This is a genomic window from Actinoallomurus rhizosphaericola (assembly GCF_024055675.1).
GTDB classification, from domain to species: Bacteria; Actinomycetota; Actinomycetes; order Streptosporangiales; family Streptosporangiaceae; genus Actinoallomurus; species Actinoallomurus soli.
On the sequence record NZ_JAMXMW010000020.1, the window covers coordinates 16,194 to 40,975 of the forward strand.

Here is a 24,782-nt window from a genome sequence, read left to right on the forward strand (position 1 = left end):
GGTCGTCACCAGGCCGTCCCGTGGCCGTCCGCCGCGTCCACGCCGCCGTTCCGGCCACACGATCGTCACCCTCCGGTGAACGGGCCGCGCAGGGATTAGGCTTCGGCAGGTGACAACGCAGCCGGGCCCTTCGGGCGACACGCGAGGTCCTTCGGGCGACACGCGACTGGCGAGCTGGCCCGCGTTCGTCCGCGAGCTGGACGCCACCCTGTCCGTCCACGCGCAGTACGTCCTGTGGGGCAACCTGCACGACAGCTTCCTCGCCCCCGACGAGGGCAGGCTGTTCCCGCTGCGCGAGCTGCTCTGGGAGGCCCTGCGCCGCAGCGGCTACTCCTTCATGGTCGTCTACGACCGCGTCGACGGGCTGCGGGTCCACCCCGCCGACGACAAGGCCGCCGCCGATGCCGCGGCGAGCCTGTTCGGCAGCCGCGTCGACGAGCGGAAGGCCCCCTCCCTGGAGGGGCTGCGCACGTACCTCAGCGCGCTGGCCCGGCCGACCCGGCAGATCCGCGCCGCGTTCGTCATCGACTACGCGTCCCGGATCGCGCGCAGCCCGACCGACCTCGAACCCGCCGAGCGCGACTTCTTCGTGTTCTGCGAGAAGCTGTCCCGCACGGCGCTGCCGGTGCGCGGTGACGGCGACCGGCCCAAGCCGCTGTACAACCCGGTCATCTGGCTGGCCGGCCGTCCCGGCGACCTGCCGCCGTGGTTCACCGCCGACAACGACGCGGTCCGCGAGATCGCCATCCCGCGTCCCCACCTCGGCGACCGCCAGCAGACCGCCCGGCTGCTGGCCCGCGCGTTCGAGACGAGCGATTCCGGCGTCGACGTCACCGACGACTTCGCCCAGGAGGCGGAGGGCCTCACGCTCCAGGCGATGATCGAGATCACCCGGCTCGCCAAGGAGCGCGACGTCCCGCTGCAGGACCTGCCCGACGCCGTCCGCACGTACAAGCTCGGCGTGCTCGACAACCCCTGGAAGCGCGAGCACCTGCGCCGGCGCATCGTCGAGGGCGAGGAGCGGGTGCCGTCCCGCGTGGTCGGGCAGCCGCAGGCGGTCACCAAGACCCTGGACATCCTCAAGCGCGCGGTGCTGGGCCTGTCGGGCGCGCAGGCCGCCCGCGCCTCCAGCCGCCCGCGCGGCGTGCTGTTCTTCGCCGGCCCGACCGGCGTCGGAAAGACGGAGCTGGCCAAGGCCATCACCTCGCTCGTGTTCGGCAACGAGGACGCCTACCTCCGTTTCGACATGAGCGAGTTCTCCGCCGAGCACGCCGGGGACCGGCTCATCGGGTCCCCGCCGGGTTACGTCGGGTTCGAGGCGGGTGGCGAGCTGACCAACGCGGTCCGCCAGGACCCGTTCCGGGTGATCCTGTTCGACGAGATCGAGAAGGCCCATCCGCGCATCCTCGACAAGTTCCTGCAGATCCTGGAGGACGGGCGGCTCACCGACGGCCGCGGCAACACCGCGTTCTTCTCCGAGTCGATCCTCGTCTTCACCTCCAACCTCGGCACCCGTGGCATCACACCCGGCATGCCGTACGAGGACCTGGAGGCCCAGGTGCGCAGCGCGATCACCGAGCACTTCACGACCGCGCTGAACCGCCCGGAGCTGCTCAACCGCTTCGGCGACAACATCGTGATCTTCGACTTCATCGGGCCCGAGGCCGCCGACCGGATCTTCGACCTCCAGCTCGCCAACATCTGCCGCCGCGTGAGTGACGAACACCACATGAAGCTGCGCCTGTCGGACGAGGTGACCGCGACCCTGCGCGCGTGGTGCACGAGCGAGCTGGACAAGGGCGGCCGGGGCATCGGCATGGCCCTGGAGTCGTACTTCATCAACCCCCTCGCCCGCGCGCTGTTCGACCTCGGGCCGGCCGCCGACGTGACGGTCTCGGGCGTGCACCGCGACGGCAGCATCGTCCGGCTGGACCTGCAATGACCGCCGGCGAGGACGGTGGCCAGGAGCGGACACTCCTGCTCGCCAAGGCGCACTTCCCGGTCACCACGCTGGGGCCCGGCCGGCGTGCGGGCATCTGGACCCAGGGCTGCACGATCCACTGTCCCGGCTGCGTGTCCCGCGACACCTGGGAGGCGGACCCGCGCACCGCCATCCCCGTGAGCGCGGTCCTCGGCTGGTTGAGGTCGCTGACCGGCGTCGACGGCGTCACGATCTCGGGGGGAGAGCCCTTCCAGCAACCGGAGGCGCTGCGCGCGCTGCTGCTGGGCATCCGGGCCTGGGCGCCGCCCGAGGTCGACGTTCTGGTGTACAGCGGCTACGCGGCGTCACGACTCCGGAGGTCCGCCCGCACCCGCGAACTCCTGGAGTTGTGCGATGCGGTGGTCACGGGACCGTACATTGAACGCCTGAACCAGGTAGATCGGGGGCTTCGGTGGCGCGGATCGTCGAACCAACAGCTCATCACCGTCAGCGACCTTGGCAGGAAACGCTATGGTGACGCGGAGAGGGGCGAAGAACCCCCCCATATGCAGGTTTCGGTGGAAGACAACCGTATCTACTACATCGGGATTCCTCGGAGGGGCGACATGGAGCGGCTGACGCAGCGACTGTCGCTCTCCGGGGTACACGCCGGGGAGGTTTCATGGCGCCCCTGACATGCCCGGTCTGTGCCGCGCCGGTACGGCAAGGGGATCTCATCTGCATCAACTGCGGAGCGAACCTGGCCCGGCGGGAGGCACCCCCGGCGGCCCAGCAGCCCGGCGGTTACCCGCCGCAGGACCAGGGGCAGTCGCCGTACGGGCAGCAGCAGTACGGCGCGCCGCAGCAGGACCAGCAGCCGCCCTACGGTGCGCCCCAGCAGGACCAGCCGCAGTACGGCGCGCCCCAGCAGCCGTACGGAGCGCCGCAGCAGGACTACCAGCAGCCGTACGGCGCGCCCCAGCAGTCCCCGTACGGCCAGGACCAGCCGCCGCAGTCCTACGGCGCCCCGCAGGAGCAGCAGCCGTACGGTGCGCCGCCCCAGCAGGACCCGTCCCCGTACGGAGCGCCGCAGCAGGACCAGCAGCCGCCCTACGGCGGCGCGCACCAGCAGCACGACCCGTCTCCGTACGGCGGCGCGCAGCAGTCCTACGGCGCACCACAGGACCAGCAGCGGGGGTACCCGCCGGCGCAGAGCCAGCAGCCGTACGGCGCGCCGCCCCAGCAGGACCCGTCCCCGTACGGAGCGCCGCAGCAGGACCAGCAGCCGCCCTACGGCGGCGCGCACCAGCAGCAGCAGTACGCCCCGCCGCAGCAGCAGGGGTACGGAGGCGGCTACGGCGGGCCGGGCGCGCCGCACGTGCCGCCGCCGCCGCGCGAGCCGACCATGACCGGTGGCGAGTCGACGGCCGCGTTCACGCCGTTCTGCCCGCACTGCGGCGCCGACATCCCCGACGTCGGCAACCCCGTCTGCGTCAACTGCCTGCGCCCACTGCACGACCAGAGCGGCGCCCCCGGCCCGCAGCAGGTCACGGTGTTCGTCCAGTTCTCCTCGGGTGAGGTGCAGGTCGGCGCGGGTCAGGAGCTGGTCCTCGGCCGGGACCCGGTGCAGTCACCGGTCGCCGGCACGTTCTCCCGCTTCGACAACGTGTCCCGGCGGCACGCGGTGCTGGGCGTCGACGGCAGCGGCCAGGCGTGGGTGCGCGACGAGCGCTCGACGAACGGCACGTTCGTCAACGACCGGCGCCTCGGCCCGGGCGAGCAGGCACCGCTGCGGGACGGCGACTCCGTGCGGCTCGCCGCCGACGCGCGCGGCCAGGTCAGGTTCGGCCGCTGAGATGGTCTCGTCCGTGTCGGCCCGGCCTCGGATCCTCGAGGCCGGGCCGACCTGGATCTTCGACCGGCCGACGCGACCCGCGCGGCCGTACTCCCCTGCCACCGGGCTCACGACGATCGTCACCCGTCCCCGAAAAGTTCCGAGAAGGCACGTGCAGCGTGCACCAAAGGACGTTCATTGGGTATATGAACTCGGGACAAAACTGAGTCACGGTGACACGGATGAGTATGACCTCGAATGAGGGGCACGGTGAGACAGACATGCGAGGGCTCGTTATGGCGGTCAGACACCCCATAGCGGGGTCCTGGCAGCCACCACCGAACGATTCGGCCGGCCCCATGAGCGAGATGAAGTTCACGGCGGAACAGCTGCCAGGCGTACGCCGCTTCACGGAGGAGCACGCCCGCCGGTACAAGGTCGACGACGGCCTGATCGGCGACCTGGTGATCGCCGTCAACGAGATCGCCACGAACGCCGTACGTCACGGGTCGGCCCACGCCGAGCTGCGCATGTGGACCGAGGACGGCCGCGTCATCGCGGAGATCCACGACAGCGGCAACTGGAGCATCTCCTCGGCCCCCGGCGCCACCCCGCCCCCGCCCGAGGCCGAGGGCGGCATGGGCATCTGGGTCGCCCGCCAGATCTGCTCGGCCGTCTCCATCAACACCGGAAACAACGGCACAGTCGTACGATTGGAACTCTCCTCGACAGCGCGGTACATCTGACCGGTACCGTGGGTCCTCCAAGGCCGAGGGGGGCACCATGGCAGCGCTCGAACTTTCCTCCAGCCGGCATGGCGACCGTACCGTCCTGCATGTCAGCGGCGAGTTGGACATCATCAGCCGGGCTGAGCTCGTCACGTACCTGGACAGGACCATCAAGGAACACGGCGGGCGGATCATCCTCGACCTGACCGGCCTGGACTTCATGGACACCAGTGCGCTGAGCACCGTCGTCTCCTACTGGAAGCGCCTGGCCTCCAGCGAAGACGGCTTCCTCGCCCTGGCGGGCGCCCAGTACCGCACCGCACGCGTCTTGTGGATCACCGGCCTGGCCCAGCGCCTCCCCCTGTACGACGACGTCGCCGCCGCCCTCGCGGGCACCGAGAGCCACGCCTGAGCCGGCCCTGGAGGCAGGACCACCGAATGTCCAGCGCGCAATCGGGCCCGCCCCGCCGTGCCCTGCTGGTGACCGCGGCCCTCCTGCCGCTGGCGGCCTGCGACTCGCACGATCCTCCGGTCTCCGTCGCGTCTCCGGCGGCGCCCCGCCGCCCCTCCGCTTCTGCGGACACATCGGGATTCACGGCGCTCGAGCGCAGGTACCGGGCCCGTCTGGGCGTGTACGCCCTGGCGACCGGCACGGGGGCGACGGTGGCCTATCGGGCGGACGAGCGGTTCGCGTTCTGTTCCACCTTCAAGGCACTCGCCGCGGCGGCGGTCCTGCACGGGAACCCGCTCGGTCACCTGGACGAACGCGTCACCTACACGAGGGCCGACGTCAACTCGATCTCCCCTGTCACACAGCACCACATCGCGACCGGAATGACCATTCGGCAACTGTGCGACGCCGCCATCCGCTACAGCGACGGCACGGCCGGCAACCTGCTGATGCGCGACATCGGCGGACCGGCGCGCTTGACCGCCTATCTCCGTGAGATCGGAGACGGCGTCAGCCGGATGGACGACTACGAACCCAAGCTGAACCGGATCCCTCCGAAGGACCCGCGCGACACCACCACTCCCCGCGCGGTCGCCACCGACTACCGGCAACTGATCCTCGGCGACGCGCTGACCGCCGACAGACGCGCCCTGCTCACGGACTGGCTGCGACGCAACACCACCGGCGCCGAACGGATTCGGGCGGGGCTGCCCAAGGGATGGACGGTGGCCGACAAGACCGGAACGGGCGACTACGGCAGGGCCAACGACATCGCCATCGTGTGGCCGCCTCATACGGCCCCGCTCGTCCTGGCCATCATGTCGGACAGATCCGGATACAGCACGCCGCCTAAGAACGCCCTGATCGCCGAGGCCACGAAACAGGTCGTCTCCGCCCTGACCTGAGCTCGGGCCGGGGGACCGGCCTAGGAACCGAGGACGTGGGCGTTCATCCGCGCCGCCGCGTCGGCGAGTTCGGGGATCTCCACGACGGTGATCCCGGCGGCCTCCAGGGCCTGCACCCCGTGCGCGTCGGCGACGAAGACCGGCGGTTCACGCCATGCGACGACCACCCGCCGGATCGGGGAGTCGAGGATCAGCTCGGCGCACGGCCGGGGACGGGAGCTGCGCCGCGTACAGGGCTCGAGCGAGCTGTAGAGCGTGGCTCCGGGCAGACGCTCGTCATCGGGCGCGACCTTGCTCAGGGCGGACTCTTCGGCGTGGAAGTGCGGCCGTTCCCGCGAGAAGCCCCGGGAGATCTCGGATCCGTCCGCGTCGACGATCACGCACCCGACCGAGAAGGCGGTGTCACTGGGCGGGCACTGCTCGGCCAGGTCGATGGTGAGGGACAGCCATCGCCGGTCCTCGGAACGACTGGACGGTGCGGAAGACAACGAGACGGCCCTTCCCTCGGGGAGGTAGCGCAGGAACGCGATGTCCCCGATCGTACGGGCCTCCGCGAGCGTCATCCGGTTCCCCGGCCCGTACGGGAAGCGGCCCGGGTTGACGAACCGCGGAGCGTCCGGGTCGCCGAGGAAGAACGGCGCGATGGCGAGGTGGATCTCATCGGCGAGGCCGGCGGTGAGGAACTGCGTGTGGATCGTCCCGCCGCCCTCGACCATGAGGCGTCCGATCCCGCGCCGGCCGAGGTCATCGAGCATGACCCCGAAGTCGAGGTCCGGGCCGAGGCCGGCGACGTCGGCGAGGTCGCCCAGGCGTTCGCGGAGCCTCGGGACGGCCGGGTCCGGGCAGTAGACGAGCTTGTCCCCGCCGTGGTGCCAGAACCTGAGGTCGCGATCGAGATCGCCGCTGCGGGTGACGGTGACCTTCAGCGGATACGGCGGGAGCCCCCGTGCCTCCCGCTCGTCGCGCCGCCTGGCGGAGTTGACGAGCAGGCGCGGGTTGTCCCGCCGGAGGGTCGTGGCGCCGATCAGGATCGCGTCGGACTCGGCGCGCACCTGGTCGACGCGGTCGAAGTCGGCCTCGTTCGACAGCACGAGCCGGTCGGGGCCGGTGTCGTCGATGTGACCGTCCACCGAGGTGGCCACGCTCAGCACGACGTACGGGCGCGGGTGATCCATCGCACAGGCCGCCTTCCGAGAACTCCGACCGGATGTTGTCGCTCGCCTTCGAGAGCGTACGGGCACGGCGGTCCGTCCGCAGGCGGCGGCCGGCCGTCACCCGGCGATCGCGTCGAGACCGGCCGCCGGCCGGTGCCGACTTTCGGTCCGACTCCGCGCACCCTCCGCCACATTTCAGGTTATTTCCGGTAGGCGGTGTGGCCATTTTTATTACGCCCGAAAAGGGAGGATGTTTGACTAATTTCTGACTCGTCACGATTCGGCGTTGAGCCCTAGCCAGCCCCGTACGGCCGTGATTCTTTCGACCTGCGCGGCGTCGGGGACCTTGGAGAGCCCGCGCAAGAAGGGGACATCGTGAAGAAGCTCGTAGTGATCACTGCGGCCGCGACGGGGTTGGTGGGCCCGGTCGTCGCGGCACCAGTGGCCGTGGCGGCGCCGGCGAAGGCGCAGGCCGACCCGCCGGTCGGCGGCGTCGCCTGGTCGCCCTGCCCGGACGACGACCCGGTCCTCGGGGGACTGCTCAAGGGACTGGAATGCGGCTCGCTCAAGGTACCGCTCGACTACGGCCGGCCGCACGGCCGCCAGATCACCCTGGCGCTGACCCGGGCCCGGCACACCGCGCCGGACGCGCAGTACCAGGGCATCGTGCTGCTGAACCGCGGCCAGTGGCCCGGTGGCATCGGACGCGACCTGCCCACCCGCTTCGCCCAGGGCACGACCGGGCTGCCCAGGGCGATCGGCTCCACGTACGACTGGATCGGCTTCGACCCGCGCGGCGTCGGAGCCAGCGAGCCGATGGTCACCTGCGATCCCACCTACATCGACCCGGGCCACGCCCAGGCGGACCCCATGCCGCACACGGCCGCCGAGGAGCAGGCGTGGCTCGACAAGGCCCGGGCGTACGCCGACAGCTGCGGCAGCAGGTACGGCGACGAGCTCACCTACCTCGGCACCAAGGACAGCGCCCGTGACCTGGACATGATCCGGCGGGCGCTCGGCCAGGAGCAGCTCAACTACCTCGGCTACGACTACGGCACGTACCTCGGCTCGGTCTACGCCTCGATGTTCCCGAACCGGGTCCGCCGGATGGTCCTGGACACCGTGGCGCGGCCCGGCAGCGTCTGGTACGACGCCGGCCTGGAGGAGAACGTCGCGACCGAGAAGCGAGTCAGGATCTTCTTCGCCTGGATCGCCAAGTACGACGCGGTCTACCACCTCGGCACGACCGAGTCCGAGGTGGAGGCCGCCTACGACAAGGGCCTGGCGATGGTCCGCGAGGCGCCGATCGACGGCAGGATCGGGCCGGCCGAGTACAGCGACTTCTTCTCGGTCGACGTGTACCGCAACTACTCCTGGACCTACCACGCGAAGACGCTGGCCGACTGGGTGCTGCGCCAGGACCCGACGGGGCTGCGGGCCGGCGTCGGCGCGCCGGGGTACCCCCACCAGAACCTCCAGGCGATGTACAACGCGGTCCAGTGCCGCGACGCGGCCTGGCCGCGCGACTGGAAGCGCTGGCACAACGACTACTCCCGCCAGTACAGGCAGGGCAACACGTTCTGGACCTGGCGGAACGCCTGGATCAACGCCCCGTGCGCGTTCTGGCCCGTGCCCGCCGACAAGCCGCAGAAGGTCGGACAGCGCGACGTGAACATCCTGCTGGTACAGCCGGAGAACGACGCCGTGCACTCGGTCGGCGGCGCCTACGAGACGCACAGGCTGTTCCCGAACTCCCGGCTCATCCTGGAGCGCGGCGGCGACAACGTGGACGCGTCACTGTCGGCCAACGGCAACGCCTGCCTCAACGACTACGTCAGCTCCTACCTGCGGGACGGCACCCGCCCGGCCGCCGAGAAGGGCACTGACGCCGTCTGCCAGGCCAACCCGGAGCCGAACCCGACCGCACCGGCCCCCTCCGCCGCGACCTCCGCGACGCAACCCGCCCTCCTCTGACCATCACGGGGCGACGACGCCCCACCCGCCCGCCGCCGGCGCGCCGGCACGGGCCGCTCCCCCGGCTGAGACGCGGGACCTCAGGTCCCGCGTCTCACCCCCTTCCGGCTCGGATGCCGGCGCCTGGCGATTCTTCGGGAATCCGTTAAATTGAGCAGACGCCGGCCAGTCGGTGCCGGGCTCGAAAGAACTCGCAATGGTCCGCCGCCGTTCGCTCTTGGGGGCTCATATATGCGTGCTGCCGTGCTCAGGGCCCTTGGCTGGACGCTGATCGGCCTGGTGGCGGCCGCGTTAGTCGTGCTCGTCGTGGCGGCATTCGGCCCGTTGCCCGCCCGGCTGCTCAAGTTCTCACCCGCGGCCGCTCGACTGTCGGCGAACGAGCACATCCTGGCCGAGGGCGCCATTCGCACCGCGCTGCTGCAGGCGGTCGGTGGCATCCTGCTGGTGTTCGGCGCGGTCACCGCCTGGCGGCAGATGTTGATCGCACGCGGTCAGCAGCGCCTCGGACGGCGGGTCGCCGTGACGGAGGCCTTCGCCAAGGCAGTGGAGCAACTCGCCAAGGACGACGCGTTGGCATTGCGGCTGGGCGGCGTCTACGCCTTGGATCGGATCGCCGATGACGATCCGACCGAGCGACGCCGGATCGCCCAGATCCTGTCGGCCTTCGTACGCGACGGCGCGCCCGCCAGTGGGGCGTTGCCACGCGATGTGCGTACGGCCCTGGAGGTCCTGACCAAGCGCGACTGGTCAGTGGGAATCGACCTGGCCGGGGCGCGCCTGGCAGGCGCCAGCCTGCCGGCGGCACGGTTGACCGACGCCGTGCTGACCGGAACGGACCTGTCCGGCGCCACCCTGCGGGGGGCGATATTGCGAGGGGCGGACCTCAGCGGTGCCGACCTCCGTCGTGCCGACCTGAGCGGCGCCGACCTACGGACGGCGACGCTCACCGGCGCCCACCTGTCGGCCGCGCGCGCCACGGCGTCGACCCGCTGGCCGGACGGGTTCGTGCCGGCCGAGAACGGCATCCAGTCAGACCGACCCGCGTAGCCGGTCGAAGCGTTCGGCGAGTTCGACCACGTCGCGCGCTTTCGCGATCGCGTCGGCCAACTGCACCTTCTCCGCCTCGCGCACGGCCACGTGATCGACCTCGAAGCTCGGGATCATCAGGAACGCGATGACCAGGTCATCGTCCTCCAGCGGTGACCGGTCCGCCAGATCCGTCGCCGCGTCGGCGAGGAGCCCGTGTGCCGTCGCCCAGTCGCCCTCCAGCGCGGCGGCGATCGCGCCGTTGTACCGGCTAAGCGCCCGGTCCTCGGCGAACTCGCCCAGGGGTACGGCGCGTTGAGCCCAGTCCCGGGTCGCCGGATAATCGCCTGCGACCAGATGCAGGTAGGCCAGATTGTTCGCGGCGCGCCAGTGGGGCGACAGCCGGAACGCGGCGTTCAGGTGCTCGAACGTCCCCGCGAGGTCGCCCTGCTCGTACCGCACGTACGCGGCGGAGGCGTGCCTGTGGGCCATGTTGTACCGCGTATCGGGGTTCGCCCAGGTGTCGACCAGCCAGTCCACGATCTCGGGCATCGGCCGCAGCGGGATCGTCGCGCGCTCGGCCCGCAGCGTGCCGCCCAACGCGGCGATCCGCTCCTGCGCGGCTCGGAACGCCGGGTCGGCGTTCAGGTCGAAGTCGTCGGCCGCCGCGCGGCAGATCCACCGGGTCGCCGAGGTCGCGCCGTACGAACACTCCACCGTGGTCAGGTGCAGCGCCTGCGGTGTGTCGGATTCGAGGATCGCCTCGTGCAGGTACTCGACGGTGTAGCAGCTCTTCCGGTCGGCCGGCAGCTCGCCCAGATCGAGCACTCCCTGTGCCAGTCGTTCCGGCCGCATCCCGCCGCAGCAGGTGCGCAGCAGCCACCGCTCGTTACCGCCGAACACCTGGTCACGGAGCAGATCGAACAGCTCGTTGGCGAGCAGGTGCTGGAAATCGGCCCGGCTGATCAGGATCGGGGCGGCCGTGCCCAGACGCTGGACCGCCGACAATCGTGCGTAGATGTGTTCGGCCGTGTCGCCGATCAGCCGGACCTTGTTGTCGACGAGCTCGATGAGGCCGTCGCGGACGAACTGGTCGAGGTAGCGGTCCAACCGATCCGTCTCCAGGGCGACCAGGCCGGACACCCGGCAGGCGAAGCGGATCTCGTCCACCGCGGCCTGTTCCATGGAGGAGCACCAGATGTTGAGCGCCAGCAGTTCCTCGTCCGACATCCGGCGGACCGCGTTGACGAGCGGATGGTCCTGGTGCTGCCCCCCGACCTCCAAGGCCGCCCTCACGCCGTCGATCGCCTCCGCCGTCAGGTTCATCCCGGCCGCCTTGCCGGTCTGCCATTGGGTGAACAGGACATGGCAGAACAGTTGAACCTCGTACGGGTTGCCGTCGGTCAGCGGCATCAGGTCATTGGCGACGGCGCCGATGGGGTTCGCGAAACAGCGTTCCGGGGTCAGGCCGATCGCCTTCAACGGCCGCGTCATGCACTGCAACACGTCGGCGACCTTCACGAAGCGCTCGACCTTGACGAACTCGAACTGCCGCAGCAGGAAGTCGAATACCTCGTTGATCCGCGCGACCAGCTCCGGGGTGCCCGCCAGCACCAGTACGTAGCCCTGCAGGCGCATGCCGAGGGTGCGGAGCATGGACAGCACGTCGGGCCGGTCGGCGATCAGCTGCGCCTCGTCGACTAACAACACGATGGGACGGCCGACCAGCTCCATCAGGTGACGCAGGTCGTTGCGCAGCGCCATCTCCGACAGCTGCCCGCCCGTCACCGCGTGGGCCAGATTCTCCGGGAACTCCAACGGGAAGTCGTCGTCGACCGGACCGCCCTCGATGATCCTGCGCACAACGCGCGGGGTTATCTTGCGGCCGTCCGGACTGGCCAATTCGGATACCGCCGTGACTGCGCCGATCAGCTCCTCGTACACGGTGGCGAAGAAGCGCGCCGGGTCGGCGTCGGCCGGCACGAGGTTGACCCGCACGACGAGGTAGCCGCGCTCGGCGGCCAGTTTCTCGGTCATGTTCAACAGGCTGGTCTTGCCCGCCGCCCGCCGGCCGTACAGCGCCAGGTAGCCGACCGGACGCGTCGTACCACCCTGTCCGAGCACGTAATCGATCGTGGCCAGTTCCGCCCCGCGACCAGCGAAGTATTCATCGGTCCGCACTGGATTCGCGTAGTCGTACGGATTGCGAAGCCCCGCAATGTCCACTATGACCCCAGTCCGTCGTTATCCCCGGGTCGGTCGGATCTCGTCAGTGTATGCGGGGCGGGAAAAGCGGTTCAGGCCCGTTGTGCTCCGGAGCAGGTGCCACATGCAACCTCGAAAGCAGCCCGGCGAGGGGTCACCTCGCCGAACTGCTCTCGACATTGCCGACTCAGAGTCCGAGCTGCCGGGCGGCGAGGGCGGTGCCCTCGACGCGGGCTGCGATCTTGGCGAAGGCGGTCTCGCGGGAGGTGGAGGTGTCGTCGGCGAAGGGCGAGAAGCCGCAGTCGTCACAGGTGCCCAGGCGCTCGGGCGGCAGGTGCCGGGCGGCCGCCAGGATCCGGTCGCGGACCTGTTCGGGGGTTTCCACGCGTGGGTCGATCGGGTCGATGACGCCGACGAAGAGCCGGGCGTGGGCGGGAAGGTGCTCGGCGGCGATCGCCAGGACCTTGTCCGGCTCGGCCTCGCTGGCCAGCTGGATGTAGAAGTTGCCGACCTTGAGCTGGAACAGCTTGGGCAGGAGATCCGCGTAGTCGATGTCCAGGCTGTGCGTGGAGTCCTGGTCTCCGCCCGGGCACGTGTGCACCCCGATCCGGGCACGTTCGGCGTCGGTGAAGCGCTCCAGGACCCGGTTGTTGAGCGCGATGAACTCGTCCAGCACGCCGCCGCTCGGATCGAGCTTGAGCGACAGGCGCCCTTCGGTGAAGTCGAGCTGGACCACATGCGCTCCCGCCTCCAGCGGGCCGCGGATGTCGGCCTCCACCTCGTCGGTGAGATCGGCCAGGAACTCCTCGCGGGGGTACCCGGGGATGCCCGCCGGTGGGTAGAGGAGGCTGAGCGCGGACGCGGCGATGACGCTCTGCTTGACCGGCACCGTCGCGTGCCGCGCCGCGGCCGTGTAGTAGCGGTCGGCGTGAACCTGGTAGCGGAACGGGCCCGCGGTCAGGACGGGCAGCTGCCGCTGGTGGCCGTCGGCGAACGGGATCACTGCTCCGTCGGGCGCCAGATCGGCAAGGCCGGCGATCGGGTAGGTCGCGAAGCTGGGTTTGGCCTGTTCACCATCGGTGACGACCGGCGCACCGATCGCCTCGAGACGCTGGATGGTGTCGCGTACGGCCTCGTCCTGCGCGGCGGCCAGCCGCGCGTCGTCGATCTCCCCTGCGGCGTGCGCGGCCATGGCGGTCAGTAGCTGCGGGGATCGGGGGATGCTGCCGATCGGTTCTGTCGGAATCGCCATGCCGTGAGCGTAGATAACGTAATGCAAGGCGACAATCGCTACGCGCAACTGCCGGTGTCCAGGACAGGCCACCGGCGACCACGCCGACTTCCGAATCGTGGCTCTACTGCCCTACTGAAACCGTAGATATCCCGATATAAAAGTGAGTTCGTTGAACCTTCACATAAGTCGGGAGCGGTGACGTGGCGTTGGATGATGCCCTGCTACCCCTACAGCGCCACGATCCCCGCAAGATCGGTCCGTACCGGGTCGTCGGCCGCCTTGGCGAGGGCGGCATGGGCGTCGTTTACGCGGCAAGGCGCTCAGGCACCCGCGCCGCGCTCAAACTCATCAGGCCCGAGTACGCAGCCGACGCGCAGTTCCGCGAGCGTTTCCGGCGCGAGGTGGCCCTCCTCTCGCGAGTGGAGGGCGCCTGCGTGGCTCAGTTCCTCGCGGCGGACACCGAAACAGCTCGTCCATGGCTGGCGACCTCATATGTTCCCGGGCCGACTTTGAACGCCCATATCGGCCGAACCGGTCCGTTGCACGGCACGGCGTTGCTGTCCGTCGCGGCCGGCGTCGCCGAAGCTCTAGCGGTCATTCACCGCGCGGGTGTCATCCACCGTGATCTGAAACCCGGCAATGTCATCTTGTCACCGGACGGCCCGAAGGTCTTGGACTTCGGGATCGCCCGGGCCTTGGACGAGACAGCGATCACCGTGACGCACGTCTTCGTCGGTTCGTCGGGCTGGGCCAGTCCGGAGCAGTACCGGGGCGGTGAGATCGGTCCGGCCGGTGACGTGTACGGGTGGGGGGCGGTCATCGCGTTCGCGGCGACGGGCCGGCCACCGCTGGGAACCGGCTCCATCGAGGTCATGGCCCATCGGGTCCTGAAGGAGGAGCCGAATCTCGACGGCATCCACGACCCTCTCCGGAGCCTGGTCTCTTCCGCGCTGGCCAAGGATCCGGCCGACCGGCCCACCGTGCAAGAGCTCATCGAAGCGTTGGCCGAACTGGGCGAGGTGCCCGCGGACGACGCGACGCAGGTGGCGACGACCATCCTCGAGACCGGGTGGGAGCCCCTCGCGCGGGCACTGCCCGCCACGGTTTCATGGAGCCGGGCACCCCGCTTCTCACGACGGACCGCGGCGATCGGCGGTGTCGCCGCGGCAGCCGTCCTCGCATCGACCGCGGCCGCCGTCGTGATGGTGAACCGACCGGCCAAGACGGCGCTCCCGCGATCTACATCCCACCGGCTCCTGATCAACGCCGACAGCCCATCGCTGACGCCGCCCGCTTCTCTTGCGACGTCGACGACACCCCGGGCGTCCGTGACTTCCGCCGACCCGATCCCCACCTTCTCTCCGCCGTCGTCATGGCAGCCTGAAGACCTTTCAGGCATCGTCTTCTACGCGCCCGGAGACTGGAACAACGGTTTCCCGGACCTATCGCCGAGTGATTCGCCGGACTTCCTGTGCCTCCTACCGCCCACCGTCACCCCTGCGGGGATGGCGATGTGCCGCGGCGCGCTGACGTTCAGCCTGGGCCCGACGAAGCTCGACTCAGAAGCCGACTGGAGACGGCAGATCGGCGCGTCCGTCGGATGGGCCAATACCAGCAACGTTGACGCTGGTTCGATCCCGGGAACCTTCACACGGGCAGGTACCGCCTACGTCGGTAGCCACAAAGCGCTGTACCGCGAGTTCCTGTCGACGGACTCGGACGGCACCCAGATGAAGTTCCGGGTCTGGTGGCTGCCGGTGACGAAGCTCTGGATCTATTCGGCCCTCGACAGCAGGTACGACACCGTCGTCGATCACATGCTCGCCACCTTCGACTTCACAGGATTCCAGCAGCCCTCCGGATGACGGCGGATCCCGACCATGGCCAGGCGCGGCGTGGGATCGGGCTCGGGATCTGGAGAGGTCTTCGACTACTTCGTGCCGGGAGATTCCGCGGTGCGGGCTCGGACGTGGTGGTCGACGATGCGGGTCAGCAGCCGGATGAGCTCCTCGCGTTCGGGGTGTGAGAGCGGGGCGCACAGGTCCTGCTGGATCTGTGCCAGTACGCCGTCGAGGCGCGAGAGGTGATCACGCCCTTCGGGCGTGACCGTGATGATGTTCCGCCGGCGGTCCGTCGGGTCAGGGGACCGCTCGATCAGCTTCTTCTCGGCCAGTTCGTTCAGTGCCGCGACGACGTCGCTGCGGTCGACGCCCGTGCGGCGGCCCAGCTCGGCCTGGCTGGCGGGACCGAACTCCGCCAGCGCGGCCAGCAGCCGGTAGTGGTAGCCGCGGGCGTCGGCGGCGGCGAACCGTTCGGTCACCAGGCGATGGCTGTGCGCGGAGACCTGGCCGATCAGCCAGCTCGGCGCGCCCTTGAGACGCATCGGTGGCGCTTGGTCGCCCGTCATGGCCGTCAGCCTACCGACTTGTTGGTGGAACCCACGAATGCTTATGATTGGTTGCGCCAACGTTGGCACGACCAATGAACTGAGGGTCCTCGGTCTTCACGGACTCGACGACCTCATCGCCTACCTCGGGCGCCTGGACGAAACCCCTGGAGCTGAGAAATGATCAAGCCGTTCCGCATCGACATCCCCCAGGCCGACCTCGACGACCTGACCGACCGGCTCTCCCGCACCCGTTGGCCCAACGAGGTCGCCGACGCGGGGTGGGACTACGGATTCCCGCTGGCACGGCTCAAGGAACTCGCCGAATACTGGCGCACCGGCTACGACTGGCGCGCGCACGAGGCCGAGCTCAACGAGCTCCCCCACTTCACGACCGAGATCGACGGCCAGAACATCCACTTCCTCCACGTCCGGTCTTCCAAACCGGACGCGTCGGCGCTGGTCCTCACGCACGGCTGGCCCGGTTCCTTCCTCGAGTTCCTCGACGTGATCGAGCCGCTCTCGCGCGACTTCCACCTGGTGATCCCGTCCATCCCGGGTTTCGGCTTCTCGGGGCCGACCCACGAGCGCGGCTGGGACATCGCACGGGTCGCGCGGGCCTGGGCCGAGTTGATGCGGCGTCTCGGGTACGAGCGCTATGGCGCGCAGGGTGGTGACTTCGGCTCGGGCATCTCGCTGGCGCTCGGCGCGGTGGCACCCGAGCAGGTCGTCGGAGTGCATGTCAACTACCTGCCGACCCGGCCGATCCCGGACGCCGACCTCGAACTGTCCGAAACGGATGAAGCCCGCCTGGCCAAGATCCGGCAGCTGATGGCGAACCGTCCGCCGTACCAGGCGCTGCAGGCCACCACTCCGCAGACCATCGGCTACGCGCTGACCGACTCGCCGGTCGGCCAGTTGGCCTGGATCGCCGAGCGCTTCGCACAGTGGACCGACCCTCGCTCGCAGATCAGCGACGACCGGATGCTCACCGACATCTCGCTGTACTGGCTGACCGCTACCGCGGCTTCCTCGGCGCGGCTGAGCCGCGAGGCTCCCCGCCGGATCGAGCCGTGCCCCGTGCCGGTCGGCGTGGCGGTGTTCGCGCACGACATCACGCAGTCGGTGCGACCGCTGGCCGAGCGGTCGTACGACATCAGGCACTGGTCGGAGTTCGAGCGCGGCGGCCACTTCGCCGCGATGGAGGTGCCGGACCTGCTCGCCGAGGACGTGCGGGAGTTCTTCCTCACCACCATCGGATAGGACGACGCAGCGGTCAGCTCATCGCGGCCAGGAAGGCGAGCACTTTGGGCCAGTCTTGTGTCCTTGCGGCGGCGTTGTCGGCGCGGGTGCCGCCAAGCCGCAGGGTCCTGCCGTCGGTCGGATCGGTCACGATCACGCCGGCCGCGCCGTACGGAAAGGTGCCGACGCCGTGACCTCCTCTCGGATGGATGATCTCCCTGGTCGATCATCTACCCGCCAAGATCATTTCCACGCCTGGAGAGATACCCCCCTGATGGCCCCGGCGTCACCCTCATGGGGCGGTGCCGGGGCCATCAACCGATCGACGCTACTTTCCGGCGAGTTCGATATAGGTGGTGCCGGTGACCGGGCGGTGGTCGTAGGTGCCGGTGACGGCGGCGCTGCCTTCGTAGCCGGGTCCGGGGACCAGCATTTCCTGGTTCTTGGCGTAGACGGTGACGTTCAGCTTGGCGTGCTCGCCGGGGATGCTGACCTTCCAGCGAGTGGGGTAGCTCTTGCCGCTGGTCGGGCTGGTCCAGCGGGTGGACTCGTCGGGGGTGAGGGTCGCCTCGGTGACGGTCTGGGTACCGTCGGGCTTCACGATGGTCGCGAAGTTGTTCGTCTTGTCGCCGTACTTCTGGTTCCAGACGCTGACCTTCTCGCCGTTGGACAGGTCGAGGTTCATCCAGGACCAGGAGGCGCTGCCGGTGCTGAGGTCGGGCAGGGGTCCCCACTGGCGGTCCAGCCAGGACTGGCCGCGGAGCTTCTCGGTCCGGCCGTTGAGGGTGAGGGTCCCGGAGGTGTCCACGGTGGGCAGGGCGTATTCGTAGTTGGAGTACTTCGCCTCACCGAACATGGGGAAGTAGCCCGTCCCCAGGTTGTAGAGGACGCTTCCGCGGGGGCGCAGCGTGGCGTCGATGGTTCCCTCGGGGACGTTGGCGTGCAGCTTCATCTCCTTGGCGTCGCCGGTCCAGGTGAGGTTGTCGGTGTGGATGTCCACGCCCTGCTTATCGGACAGGCCCTTGCCGAGGGGGAGGGGGATCTCCGACCTCGTGTACCAGCCGGTGTCCTCGTTGACCACCGACACCTTCGAGATGGCGCCACCCTGCTTGCCGAGGCCGCCGTTGCGGTAGTGGACCAGGAAGCCGTACCGGTGGCCCCCGGCACTCACGTGCGCGGTCAGGTACCAGGACTGGTTGGGCTGGTCGGGGTCGTAGGTGAGGTTCGCGGCGGGGTCGACCAGGACCGGGACACTGGTCTCGGACAGCCCCTTCTGGGACGCGGTGGGGTGCGCCGCGGACGAGTCGGCGGTCGTCGCCGTAGCCGTTCCTCCCGAGGCGAGGGTGAGTGAGGCGATGAGCGCGGCGGCGATGCCGACCGCGCCGACGGTGGTCTTACGCATAGTGGCTCCTTGTGAGGTCCCCTGAACCGGTGGAGCCCGGATGCGTACGAAACGGTTTCGCACTATCCGAGGTCGCAATGCCGGGTGGAAGGAAACCTGCGGTGCGGGCGAGCGATACTCCACCCGGGGGTGTGGATGGCTCCGTCAGGGCGCCCTGTGAGCGACCCGGAGTTAAATCCTACACCTGTAGGATTACCTCTTGCCCGCTCCGTGTCAAGCGAGGTTCAGGCAGAAGGGGCTGCACCGATCCGCGATGTGGTGCTGACCTAGCGGTGCTCACCTGCGAAGATCGTGACGGCTACGCTGGTCCGACTGTCGGGCAGACGCCTGCACAGCCGGCTGAGGAGGATGGTTGGGAGACGAGCCGAGTACCACCCGACGCCCGGGCCGTCCCGGGGCGGATTCCAGTGCGGTGCCCGCGGAACGGGACGTGCTGCAGCGGGGCCTGGAGGCGTTCGCGACGCTCGGATACGACCGGGCGTCGGCGCGGGAGCTCGCGCGCCGTCTTGGGGTCGGACCCACCTTCATCAACGACCGCTACGGTTCCAAGGCGGCTTACTGGCGTGCGGTGGTGGATGCCGCGCTCGGCGCTCAACTCGGGGACATGGCGCCACCGGCTCCCGGGAGTGACGACGCGGACGTGGTGCGGCAGTTCGTCATGGAGTTCTACCGGGTCAGCATCGACGAGCCGTACCTGGCCATGTTGATGACTGATGAGTCAGCACGAGAGACCGAGCGGCTCGACTACCTCTACGAGCGTTACATCGAGCCGACGTTCGCCCTCGTCCTGCCCAGCATCGAGAGGCTGATGGCGTCGGGAGGCATGACTCGGGTCCCGACGGACATCGTGTTCTTCGCCATCATCGCTCCCGTGTCGGGACTGGTCCGTGAACCTCTCGCGCGGCGCCTTGGCAGCCCCGAACGCATGCAGCACGCGGACCGCCTTGCCCGGGCGGAGGCCCTGGCAAAACTGGTGGTGGACGGTCTGCTGGCAACAAAGCACCAGTGACCCGCTGGAAATGAGGTGAGAGAAGCGTGCGCGGGGCCCGATCGGAGAGCTGATCGCCTGGTGTCAGACGTGGACGACGCGGTCCGCCCCGGCATGCTCCGTGTTCCCGCCGCCGGACTGACGTGCAGGGCGGGGGCGCTTCTCAGGCGCATGTCATCCTCCGTCGTCGCGGTGATCGCCACCCGAAGAAACGGTAACAACGCCGATTCGTACGCTCGGAGAAGGCCGGCGAAAGATCAGACTGGTAGTCTCCTGGAGGCCGTGACTTCACGTGAGGAGGTGAGACCCATGAACGCTGTATCGATGTGGGTGCTCCCCTCGTCGTCATGGTCGGGCGATTGACATAGGTGTCGCCGGGAGCGCCTCGACAACAAGGCACTTCCGAAAGGCAACACCTGTGCATTCACTGCGTTTCATCGCGCAGACGTCGTCGAACGGCGTCCTCGAACGCGATTTCGTCGTCGGTGAGGTCACCGGCGTGCTCTGGTCGCCCGTCTCCGGATCCGGCCACGCCCCGCTGGTGCTGATGGGGCACGGCGGCGGCCTGCACAAGAAGACGCCGGGACTCATGGCCCGCGCCCGCGACGCCGTGACCCGGTGGGGTTTCACCGTGGTCGCCATCGACGCGCCCGGACACGGCGACCGCCCGCGTACGGCGGAGGACGAGCAGGCCCGCGCCGACCTGCAGCAGGCTCTGGCGGCAGGCGAGACCGAGCGCTTCGAGTCGATCAGCGTCCGCTACAGCGCCTCACTCGCGGAGCGTGCCGTACCGGAATGGCAGGCGACCCTGGACGCCCTCCAGGACCTGCCCGAGATCGGCACCGAAGCGCCGATCGGCTACGGGGGCGGCATGTCGCTGGGCACCGCGATCGGGATTCCGCTGACGGCGGTCGAGCCCAGGATCACCGCCGCGATCTTCGGCGGCGGGTTCTTCGCTCACCAGGCTCTGATCGAGGCGGCGCGACGGATCACCGTCCCGGTCCAGTTCCTGCTGCCGTGGGATGAGGAGTACGTCGACCGCGGGACCGTGCTCGCGTTGTTCGACGCCTTCTCCTCGAAGGACAAGACCTTGCTCGCCAACCCGGGCACCCATCGCCGCATGCGCTGGGTCGGGGTCGACGACGAGTTCCTGGTCCGGCATCTCGGCCCGGCCGGCGCGTCAGCGGCCTGACCTGACCCGTATCGGCGCCCGGCTCCGTGCCGGGCGCCGATACGGATTCTCCGGCCGAGGACGGAGACCCCGCCGCCTACTTGTGGATGGTGAAGCAGGCGTCGCCCACGTGGTCCACGTTCCTCTTCTGCTTGTCGACGCCGGTGCAGAGCAGGGTCTTGTTGGGGAACGACCTCTTGACGTCGGCCCGCGCGAACTTCACGTTCTTGAACGACTTCGTGGTCCAGAGGAAGTAGGGCTTGTGGTGGGGCGTGGTCACCTCGATGTAGATGTAGCCGCTCCACTTCGTGCTGCCCTTGTGCGAGACGGTGATGCTCTCGACCCTCAGCTTCTTGCCGTTCACGTAGCCGCACCACTTGGTGCCGCACTTGCTGGCGCTTTCCGTGTGCACCGTGCTCGCGCCCGCCGTACCGCTGGTGAATGCCAGGCCGGCCACCGCCACGGCGCCGGCGAGGACCATGGAGAGTTTGCGCATCTTTCCCCCAAGAGTCGATCCGTCGTGATCGAGATCAACCTAGGGATGCGTAACGCCGCCTTACAGAGGCTGCGGGATCAATGACGATTAGGCCCTCAGACCCATTCGTGGCCGGAGCGCCGGCCGCAGCCATGCCGGCCGCCCATCGGTCTCGGTGCGAGCGGGGCTGCGATCACGTGGTCCCCCCGTCGTTCCTGCGTCCCCGAGCAGCCCCTCACTGCAACGGCGATTACCGGGATTACAGTGATACACCGGGGTGGACGGCGGTCCACCGCAGGGAGGGGACGGGAGCCGATGAGTCTTCGTCAGTTCGAGTACGCCCTGGCCGTCGCTCAGGAGGGCTCGGTGACGGCGGCGGCGGAGCTGCTGCACGTCGCTCAGCCGTCGATGTCCCAGCAGATCCGGAGCCTGGAGCGCGAACTCGGCGTGCAACTGTTCGCCCGTACGCCGACCGGCCTGGTGCCCACCGTGGTCGGCCGCGCGTTCCTGCGGGAGGCGGAGGCCGCGGTGAGCGCGGCGCGGCGGGCGAGAGCGACGGCGCGGGCCGGCGCCGACGAGCTGGTGGGCGAGCTGGTGGTCGCGGCACAGATGGGCCTCGGCACGCGGCAGCTGCCGGGCGCGCTGGGCGCGCTGCGCCGCCGCTTCCCACGGCTGGAGGTCACCGTCTTCGAGGAGCCGAACCTCGCTGAGCTGGAGCGGCTGGCGCGCCGCGGCGTCCTGGACCTGGCCCTGGTGGCCGGGCCATGCGGGGAAGAGCTGTACGAGGGCCACCGCCTCGGCGACGAGGAGTTCGTCGTCGTGCTGGGCGCCGGGCACCCGCAGCTCGCCGCCGACCGGGTCGAGCTGCGCGAGCTGGAGCGGGAGCCGTGGGTGCGGTTCGACCACAACAGCGCGCTCGACGGTGTGCTGCGGGACGTGCTGCGGGACAACGGGCTGGCCCCGACCACGGCCGCCCGCGTATCCCAGACGGCGACGGCCGTGCACTGGGCCGTCCACGGGCTGGGGGTCACGCTCGTCCCCGCTTCCGCGGTGCCCCACGGTCACGAGCACCTCGCGCGCCCGGTGTTCCCGGTGGTCTCCCAGCCCGTCGTCGCCGCGGTCCGGCCCGGCTCGGGACCGGCGGAGACGGCCCTGCTCGAACTCCTGCGTCAAGAGAGCTGGTACAAGGCCGCGTCCTTCTCACCGGTGCCCTGACGGCCGAGAAGGAGCAGTCGACGACGGTGATCGCCCCGAGGGCGGCGGTGGCGCCGCCCTCGAGATTCGATCGGGTGTCAGCGGCGGGCTTCGATCTTCAGGTCGCCCCTGGTCACGGTGCGGATGTGGTCACTGGCGAGGATGTCGTGCGGGAAGCCGAGGTCGATCGCACTGGCCTCGTTGAGGCGGGCCAGTTGGGAGGCGGTGAAGTCGACCTCCAGGGCGCCCAGGTTGTCCTCCAGCTGCGCGGGGGTGCGGGCGCCGATGATCGGTGCCGTGACGCCCGGATGCTGCAGGGTCCAGGCCAGCCCGACCTGGGCGGGAGTGCGGCCCAGCTCCGCGGCGACCTCCTTCACGACGTCGGCGATGGCGAGGTTGCGTTCGGTGAGCGCGCCCAGGCCGACGTTGAAGCTCTTGCGGGTGCCGTCGGAGGCGACGTTCGTCGCGGTCAGGTCGTCGCGGCTGTATTTTCCGGTGAGCACCCCGCCGGCCAGCGGTGAATAGAGGACCACTCCCAGCCCCATCTCGCGTGCCATGGGGATCAGGTCACGTTCCCCGGCACGCTGGATCAGGTTGTATTCGATCTGCAGCGCGACCAGCGGCGACCAGCCGCGCAGGTCGGCGATCGCCTGCATGCGCGACACCTGCCAGGCCGGGGCGTTGGAGATCGCCGCGTACAGGACCTTGCCCTGCCGGACCAGGTCGTCCATGCCGCGCAGGATCTCCTCGACCGGCGTCGTGGAATCCCACACGTGCAGGTAGAGCAGATCGATGTAGTCCGTGTTCAGCCGTCGCAGACTGTTCTCCACCGACGCGAACAGGTTCTTGCGGTGAGCGCCCCCGGAGTTCGGGTCCCCGGGCCGTCGCAGCGTCGTGTACTTCGTCGCCAGCACCAGGCTCTCGCGATTGGCGCGGGTGAATTCGCCCAGCAGGCGCTCGGAACTGCCATTGGTGTAGGTGTCGGCGGTGTCGATGAAGTTGCCGCCCCGTTCGACGTAGAGGTCGAACAGTTTGCGCGCCTCGTCCTGCTCGGCGCCCCAGCCCCACTCGGTGCCGAAGGTCGCCGCACCCAGCGCCAACGGCGAGACCCGAAGCCCGGAACGGCCCAACAACCGGTAGGTGTCGAGGGTGAGCGACATCGTGTCCTCCTGTGCTTTTCAACCGTTGTCGAAAACAAGTCGACGATGCGCTGAGCGCGATTCTTCAAGGGATCGCGGTGGGCGCCTCATCGAGCTGTTTCACGGTACGACCGGGGAATAATAGGAGGCAAAGACGAAATGTCAGCAGGTGCCATAGGGGTTTCCTATGGGCCCCGGCTCCCTCCGCCCGTGGCCGGCTCGGGAAGCGGCGCCGAAAGGCCGGCCTCGGGCATGGGCACGCCGTGGCACGTCAGTTCGCCGCTGGGGCGAGAACGGGGTAGTCGGTGTAGCCGCGGTGGTCGCCGCCGTAGAACGTGGCCGGGTCGGCCTCGTTCAGCGGCGCGCCCGAACGGATGCGGGCCGGGAGGTCAGGGTTGGCCAGCGCCATCGTGGCGACCGTGATGACGTCGGCCAGACCGGCGTCGAGATCGGCGACGCGCGCGTCGATGCCGGCGCCCGCGCGGTTGAGGAGCAGGGCCGTCGGCCATGCCGCTCGCAGCTTTCGCAGCAGTTCCTCGTCGCCGCCGTGGATCATGTGCAGGTAGGCGAGGTTCATCGGCGCCAGGGCGCCGATCAGGGCCGAGTAAAGGTCGTGGGTGTCGTGCTCGACCATGTCGTTGTACGGGTTGCCCGGCGAGATGCGCAGCCCGGTGCGTTCGGCGCCGATCTCGTCGGCCACCGCCGACACGACCTCGGTCGCGAAGCGGATGCGGTTGTCGATCGAGCCGCCGTACCGGTCGGTGCGCTGGTTGGCGTTGCTGGAGAGGAACTGGTGGACGAGGTAGCCGTTGGCGCCGTGGATCTCGACGCCGTCGAAACCGGCGGCGATGGCGGCCGACGCCGCCTGGCGGAATTCGTCGACCACGCCGGCGACCTCTTCGGTGGTCAGAGCGCGGGGGGTGGGCATGTCCTGCAGGCCCGAGGCGGTGAACATCGCGCCCTTGGGCCGGACGGCCGAGGGGGCGACCGGCCGGCGGCCGTGCGGGGTGTTGTCGGGGTGCGCGATGCGACCGACGTGCATGAGCTGTACGACGATGCGGCCGCCGGCGGCGTGCACCGCGCCGGTGACCTCCTGCCAGCCGGCGATGTGCGCCTCGGTGTAGATGCCGGGGGTCAGCAGGTAGCCCTGCCCGTCGTCGGAGGGCTGGGTGCCTTCGGTGATGATGAGGGCCATCGAGGCGCGCTGACGGTAGTACTCGCGGTTGAGGTCGGTGGGGACGCCGTCCGGTCTGGAGCGGTCGCGGGTCATCGGCGCCATGGCGAGCCGGTGCGGGAGTTCGATGGCACCGACGGTGGTGGGGGTCCAGAGGGTCATGTGACTTCTCGTTTCGT

General features: G+C 69.4%; 22 protein-coding genes. 13 read left to right on the plus strand and 9 right to left on the minus strand.

Annotated elements, in window-relative coordinates; genetic code table 11:
• The first annotated feature begins 109 nt into the window (after positions 1-109).
• The 6 genes from NE234_RS34365 (at position 110) to bla (ending at position 5,839) form a co-directional block, all read left to right on the plus strand.
• Positions 110-1,942, plus strand: a complete 1,833-nt coding sequence (locus NE234_RS34365) for an AAA family ATPase (RefSeq protein ID WP_252785072.1) — start codon at positions 110-112, stop codon at positions 1,940-1,942.
• Entirely contained in the window at positions 1,939-2,616 is a 678-nt protein-coding gene (locus NE234_RS34370) for a 4Fe-4S single cluster domain-containing protein (RefSeq protein ID WP_252785073.1), read from the plus strand. Before NE234_RS34365 ends, NE234_RS34370 begins: the two co-directional genes overlap by 4 nt.
• Positions 2,604-3,776: an FHA domain-containing protein gene (locus NE234_RS34375; protein WP_252785074.1), complete on the plus strand. Its 1,173-nt coding sequence runs from the start codon at positions 2,604-2,606 to the stop codon at positions 3,774-3,776. Before NE234_RS34370 ends, NE234_RS34375 begins: the two co-directional genes overlap by 13 nt.
• 338 nt (positions 3,777-4,114) lie before the next feature.
• The gene (locus NE234_RS34380; protein ID WP_252785075.1) at positions 4,115-4,501 is read left to right on the plus strand and encodes an ATP-binding protein; all 387 of its coding nucleotides are present in this window, start codon (positions 4,115-4,117) and stop codon (positions 4,499-4,501) included.
• 37 nt (positions 4,502-4,538) lie between these two features.
• The gene (locus NE234_RS34385; protein WP_252785076.1) at positions 4,539-4,895 is read left to right on the plus strand and encodes an STAS domain-containing protein; all 357 of its coding nucleotides are present in this window, start codon (positions 4,539-4,541) and stop codon (positions 4,893-4,895) included.
• A gap of 26 nt (positions 4,896-4,921) precedes the next feature.
• Positions 4,922-5,839 (plus strand): class A beta-lactamase, encoded by a 918-nt coding sequence (gene bla, locus NE234_RS34390; RefSeq protein WP_252785077.1) that lies wholly within the window; start codon positions 4,922-4,924, stop codon positions 5,837-5,839.
• Positions 5,840-5,859: 20 nt separating this feature from the next.
• Here bla and NE234_RS45590 read toward each other — a convergent pair whose 3' ends face one another.
• The gene (locus tag NE234_RS45590) at positions 5,860-7,014 is read right to left on the minus strand and encodes a dihydrofolate reductase family protein (protein WP_308206961.1); all 1,155 of its coding nucleotides are present in this window, start codon (positions 7,012-7,014) and stop codon (positions 5,860-5,862) included.
• A gap of 354 nt (positions 7,015-7,368) precedes the next feature.
• On the opposite strand from NE234_RS45590, the gene NE234_RS34405 reads away from it, so the two are divergent.
• Together NE234_RS34405 and NE234_RS34410 are read left to right on the plus strand one after the other, a co-directional pair.
• Positions 7,369-8,967 carry an alpha/beta hydrolase gene (locus tag NE234_RS34405; protein WP_252785078.1) on the plus strand — a complete coding sequence of 533 codons (1,599 nt, stop codon included), beginning with the start codon at positions 7,369-7,371 and terminating at the stop codon, positions 8,965-8,967.
• A gap of 231 nt (positions 8,968-9,198) precedes the next feature.
• Positions 9,199-10,014 (plus strand): pentapeptide repeat-containing protein, encoded by an 816-nt coding sequence (locus tag NE234_RS34410; RefSeq protein WP_252785079.1) that lies wholly within the window; start codon positions 9,199-9,201, stop codon positions 10,012-10,014.
• Here NE234_RS34410 and NE234_RS34415 read toward each other — a convergent pair.
• Entirely contained in the window at positions 9,997-12,219 is a 2,223-nt protein-coding gene (locus tag NE234_RS34415; protein ID WP_308206962.1) for an ATP-binding protein, read from the minus strand. The two genes, NE234_RS34410 and NE234_RS34415, sit on opposite strands and share 18 nt — an antisense overlap.
• Positions 12,220-12,385: 166 nt before the next feature.
• Positions 12,386-13,450 (minus strand): cobalamin-independent methionine synthase II family protein, encoded by a 1,065-nt coding sequence (locus tag NE234_RS34420; RefSeq protein WP_252785081.1) that lies wholly within the window; start codon positions 13,448-13,450, stop codon positions 12,386-12,388.
• A 182-nt stretch (positions 13,451-13,632) separates the two neighbouring features.
• On the opposite strand from NE234_RS34420, the gene NE234_RS34425 reads away from it, so the two are divergent.
• Complete coding sequence (locus tag NE234_RS34425) at positions 13,633-15,297, plus strand: serine/threonine-protein kinase (RefSeq protein ID WP_252785082.1); 1,665 nt, start codon at positions 13,633-13,635, stop codon at positions 15,295-15,297.
• Positions 15,298-15,362: 65 nt separating this feature from the next.
• Here NE234_RS34425 and NE234_RS34430 read toward each other — a convergent pair whose 3' ends face one another.
• Entirely contained in the window at positions 15,363-15,839 is a 477-nt protein-coding gene (locus NE234_RS34430) for a MarR family winged helix-turn-helix transcriptional regulator (RefSeq protein ID WP_252785083.1), read from the minus strand.
• A 159-nt stretch (positions 15,840-15,998) separates the two neighbouring features.
• Between NE234_RS34430 and NE234_RS34435 the strand changes: the two genes are divergently transcribed.
• On the plus strand, positions 15,999-17,081 hold the full coding sequence (locus tag NE234_RS34435; RefSeq protein ID WP_252785084.1) for an epoxide hydrolase family protein: 1,083 nt from the start codon (positions 15,999-16,001) through the stop codon (positions 17,079-17,081).
• 13 nt (positions 17,082-17,094) lie between these two features.
• On the opposite strand, the gene NE234_RS44705 is transcribed toward NE234_RS34435, so the two are convergent.
• Positions 17,095-17,217 carry a hypothetical protein gene (locus NE234_RS44705; protein ID WP_256529913.1) on the minus strand — a complete coding sequence of 41 codons (123 nt, stop codon included), beginning with the start codon at positions 17,215-17,217 and terminating at the stop codon, positions 17,095-17,097.
• Between the two features lie 171 nt (positions 17,218-17,388).
• A complete protein-coding gene (locus tag NE234_RS34440; protein ID WP_252785085.1) occupies positions 17,389-18,462 on the minus strand; it encodes a lipocalin family protein in 1,074 nt (357 codons plus the stop codon).
• 430 nt (positions 18,463-18,892) lie between these two features.
• Here NE234_RS34440 and NE234_RS34445 point away from each other — a divergent pair, with 430 nt between their 5' ends.
• On the plus strand, positions 18,893-19,471 hold the full coding sequence (locus tag NE234_RS34445) for a TetR/AcrR family transcriptional regulator (protein ID WP_252785086.1): 579 nt from the start codon (positions 18,893-18,895) through the stop codon (positions 19,469-19,471).
• 397 nt (positions 19,472-19,868) lie between these two features.
• Entirely contained in the window at positions 19,869-20,642 is a 774-nt protein-coding gene (locus tag NE234_RS34450; RefSeq protein ID WP_252785087.1) for a dienelactone hydrolase family protein, read from the plus strand.
• A 76-nt stretch (positions 20,643-20,718) separates the two neighbouring features.
• On the opposite strand, the gene NE234_RS34455 is transcribed toward NE234_RS34450, so the two are convergent.
• Complete coding sequence (locus tag NE234_RS34455; protein WP_252785088.1) at positions 20,719-21,117, minus strand: hypothetical protein; 399 nt, start codon at positions 21,115-21,117, stop codon at positions 20,719-20,721.
• 294 nt (positions 21,118-21,411) lie between these two features.
• Here NE234_RS34455 and NE234_RS34460 point away from each other — a divergent pair, with 294 nt between their 5' ends.
• Positions 21,412-22,311, plus strand: coding sequence for a LysR family transcriptional regulator (locus NE234_RS34460; protein ID WP_252785089.1), 900 nt, complete (start codon positions 21,412-21,414; stop codon positions 22,309-22,311).
• A gap of 77 nt (positions 22,312-22,388) precedes the next feature.
• On the opposite strand, the gene NE234_RS34465 is transcribed toward NE234_RS34460, so the two are convergent.
• Positions 22,389-23,450 (minus strand): aldo/keto reductase, encoded by a 1,062-nt coding sequence (locus NE234_RS34465; RefSeq protein ID WP_252785090.1) that lies wholly within the window; start codon positions 23,448-23,450, stop codon positions 22,389-22,391.
• A 250-nt stretch (positions 23,451-23,700) separates the two neighbouring features.
• A complete protein-coding gene (locus tag NE234_RS34470; protein WP_252785091.1) occupies positions 23,701-24,765 on the minus strand; it encodes an alkene reductase in 1,065 nt (354 codons plus the stop codon).
• Positions 24,766-24,782 lie beyond the last annotated feature (17 nt).

Bases quoted from the DNA above. Each gene is read 5' to 3' on its own strand.
- NE234_RS34455 (WP_252785088.1), bottom strand. From the start codon at position 21,117: ATGCGCAAACTCTCCATGGTCCTCGCCGGCGCCGTGGCGGTGGCCGGC.
- NE234_RS34385 (WP_252785076.1), top strand. From the start codon at position 4,539: ATGGCAGCGCTCGAACTTTCCTCCAGCCGGCATGGCGACCGTACCGTC.
- NE234_RS34430 (WP_252785083.1), bottom strand. From the start codon at position 15,839: ATGACGGGCGACCAAGCGCCACCGATGCGTCTCAAGGGCGCGCCGAGC.
- NE234_RS34440 (WP_252785085.1), bottom strand. From the start codon at position 18,462: ATGCGTAAGACCACCGTCGGCGCGGTCGGCATCGCCGCCGCGCTCATC.
- NE234_RS34465 (WP_252785090.1), bottom strand. From the start codon at position 23,450: ATGTCGCTCACCCTCGACACCTACCGGTTGTTGGGCCGTTCCGGGCTT.
- NE234_RS34470 (WP_252785091.1), bottom strand. From the start codon at position 24,765: ATGACCCTCTGGACCCCCACCACCGTCGGTGCCATCGAACTCCCGCAC.
- NE234_RS34375 (WP_252785074.1), top strand. From the start codon at position 2,604: ATGGCGCCCCTGACATGCCCGGTCTGTGCCGCGCCGGTACGGCAAGGG.
- NE234_RS34370 (WP_252785073.1), top strand. From the start codon at position 1,939: ATGACCGCCGGCGAGGACGGTGGCCAGGAGCGGACACTCCTGCTCGCC.
- NE234_RS45590 (WP_308206961.1), bottom strand. From the start codon at position 7,014: ATGGATCACCCGCGCCCGTACGTCGTGCTGAGCGTGGCCACCTCGGTG.
- NE234_RS34420 (WP_252785081.1), bottom strand. From the start codon at position 13,450: ATGGCGATTCCGACAGAACCGATCGGCAGCATCCCCCGATCCCCGCAG.
- NE234_RS34380 (WP_252785075.1), top strand. From the start codon at position 4,115: ATGAGCGAGATGAAGTTCACGGCGGAACAGCTGCCAGGCGTACGCCGC.
- NE234_RS34435 (WP_252785084.1), top strand. From the start codon at position 15,999: ATGATCAAGCCGTTCCGCATCGACATCCCCCAGGCCGACCTCGACGAC.
- NE234_RS34460 (WP_252785089.1), top strand. From the start codon at position 21,412: ATGAGTCTTCGTCAGTTCGAGTACGCCCTGGCCGTCGCTCAGGAGGGC.
- NE234_RS34410 (WP_252785079.1), top strand. From the start codon at position 9,199: ATGCGTGCTGCCGTGCTCAGGGCCCTTGGCTGGACGCTGATCGGCCTG.
- bla (WP_252785077.1), top strand. From the start codon at position 4,922: ATGTCCAGCGCGCAATCGGGCCCGCCCCGCCGTGCCCTGCTGGTGACC.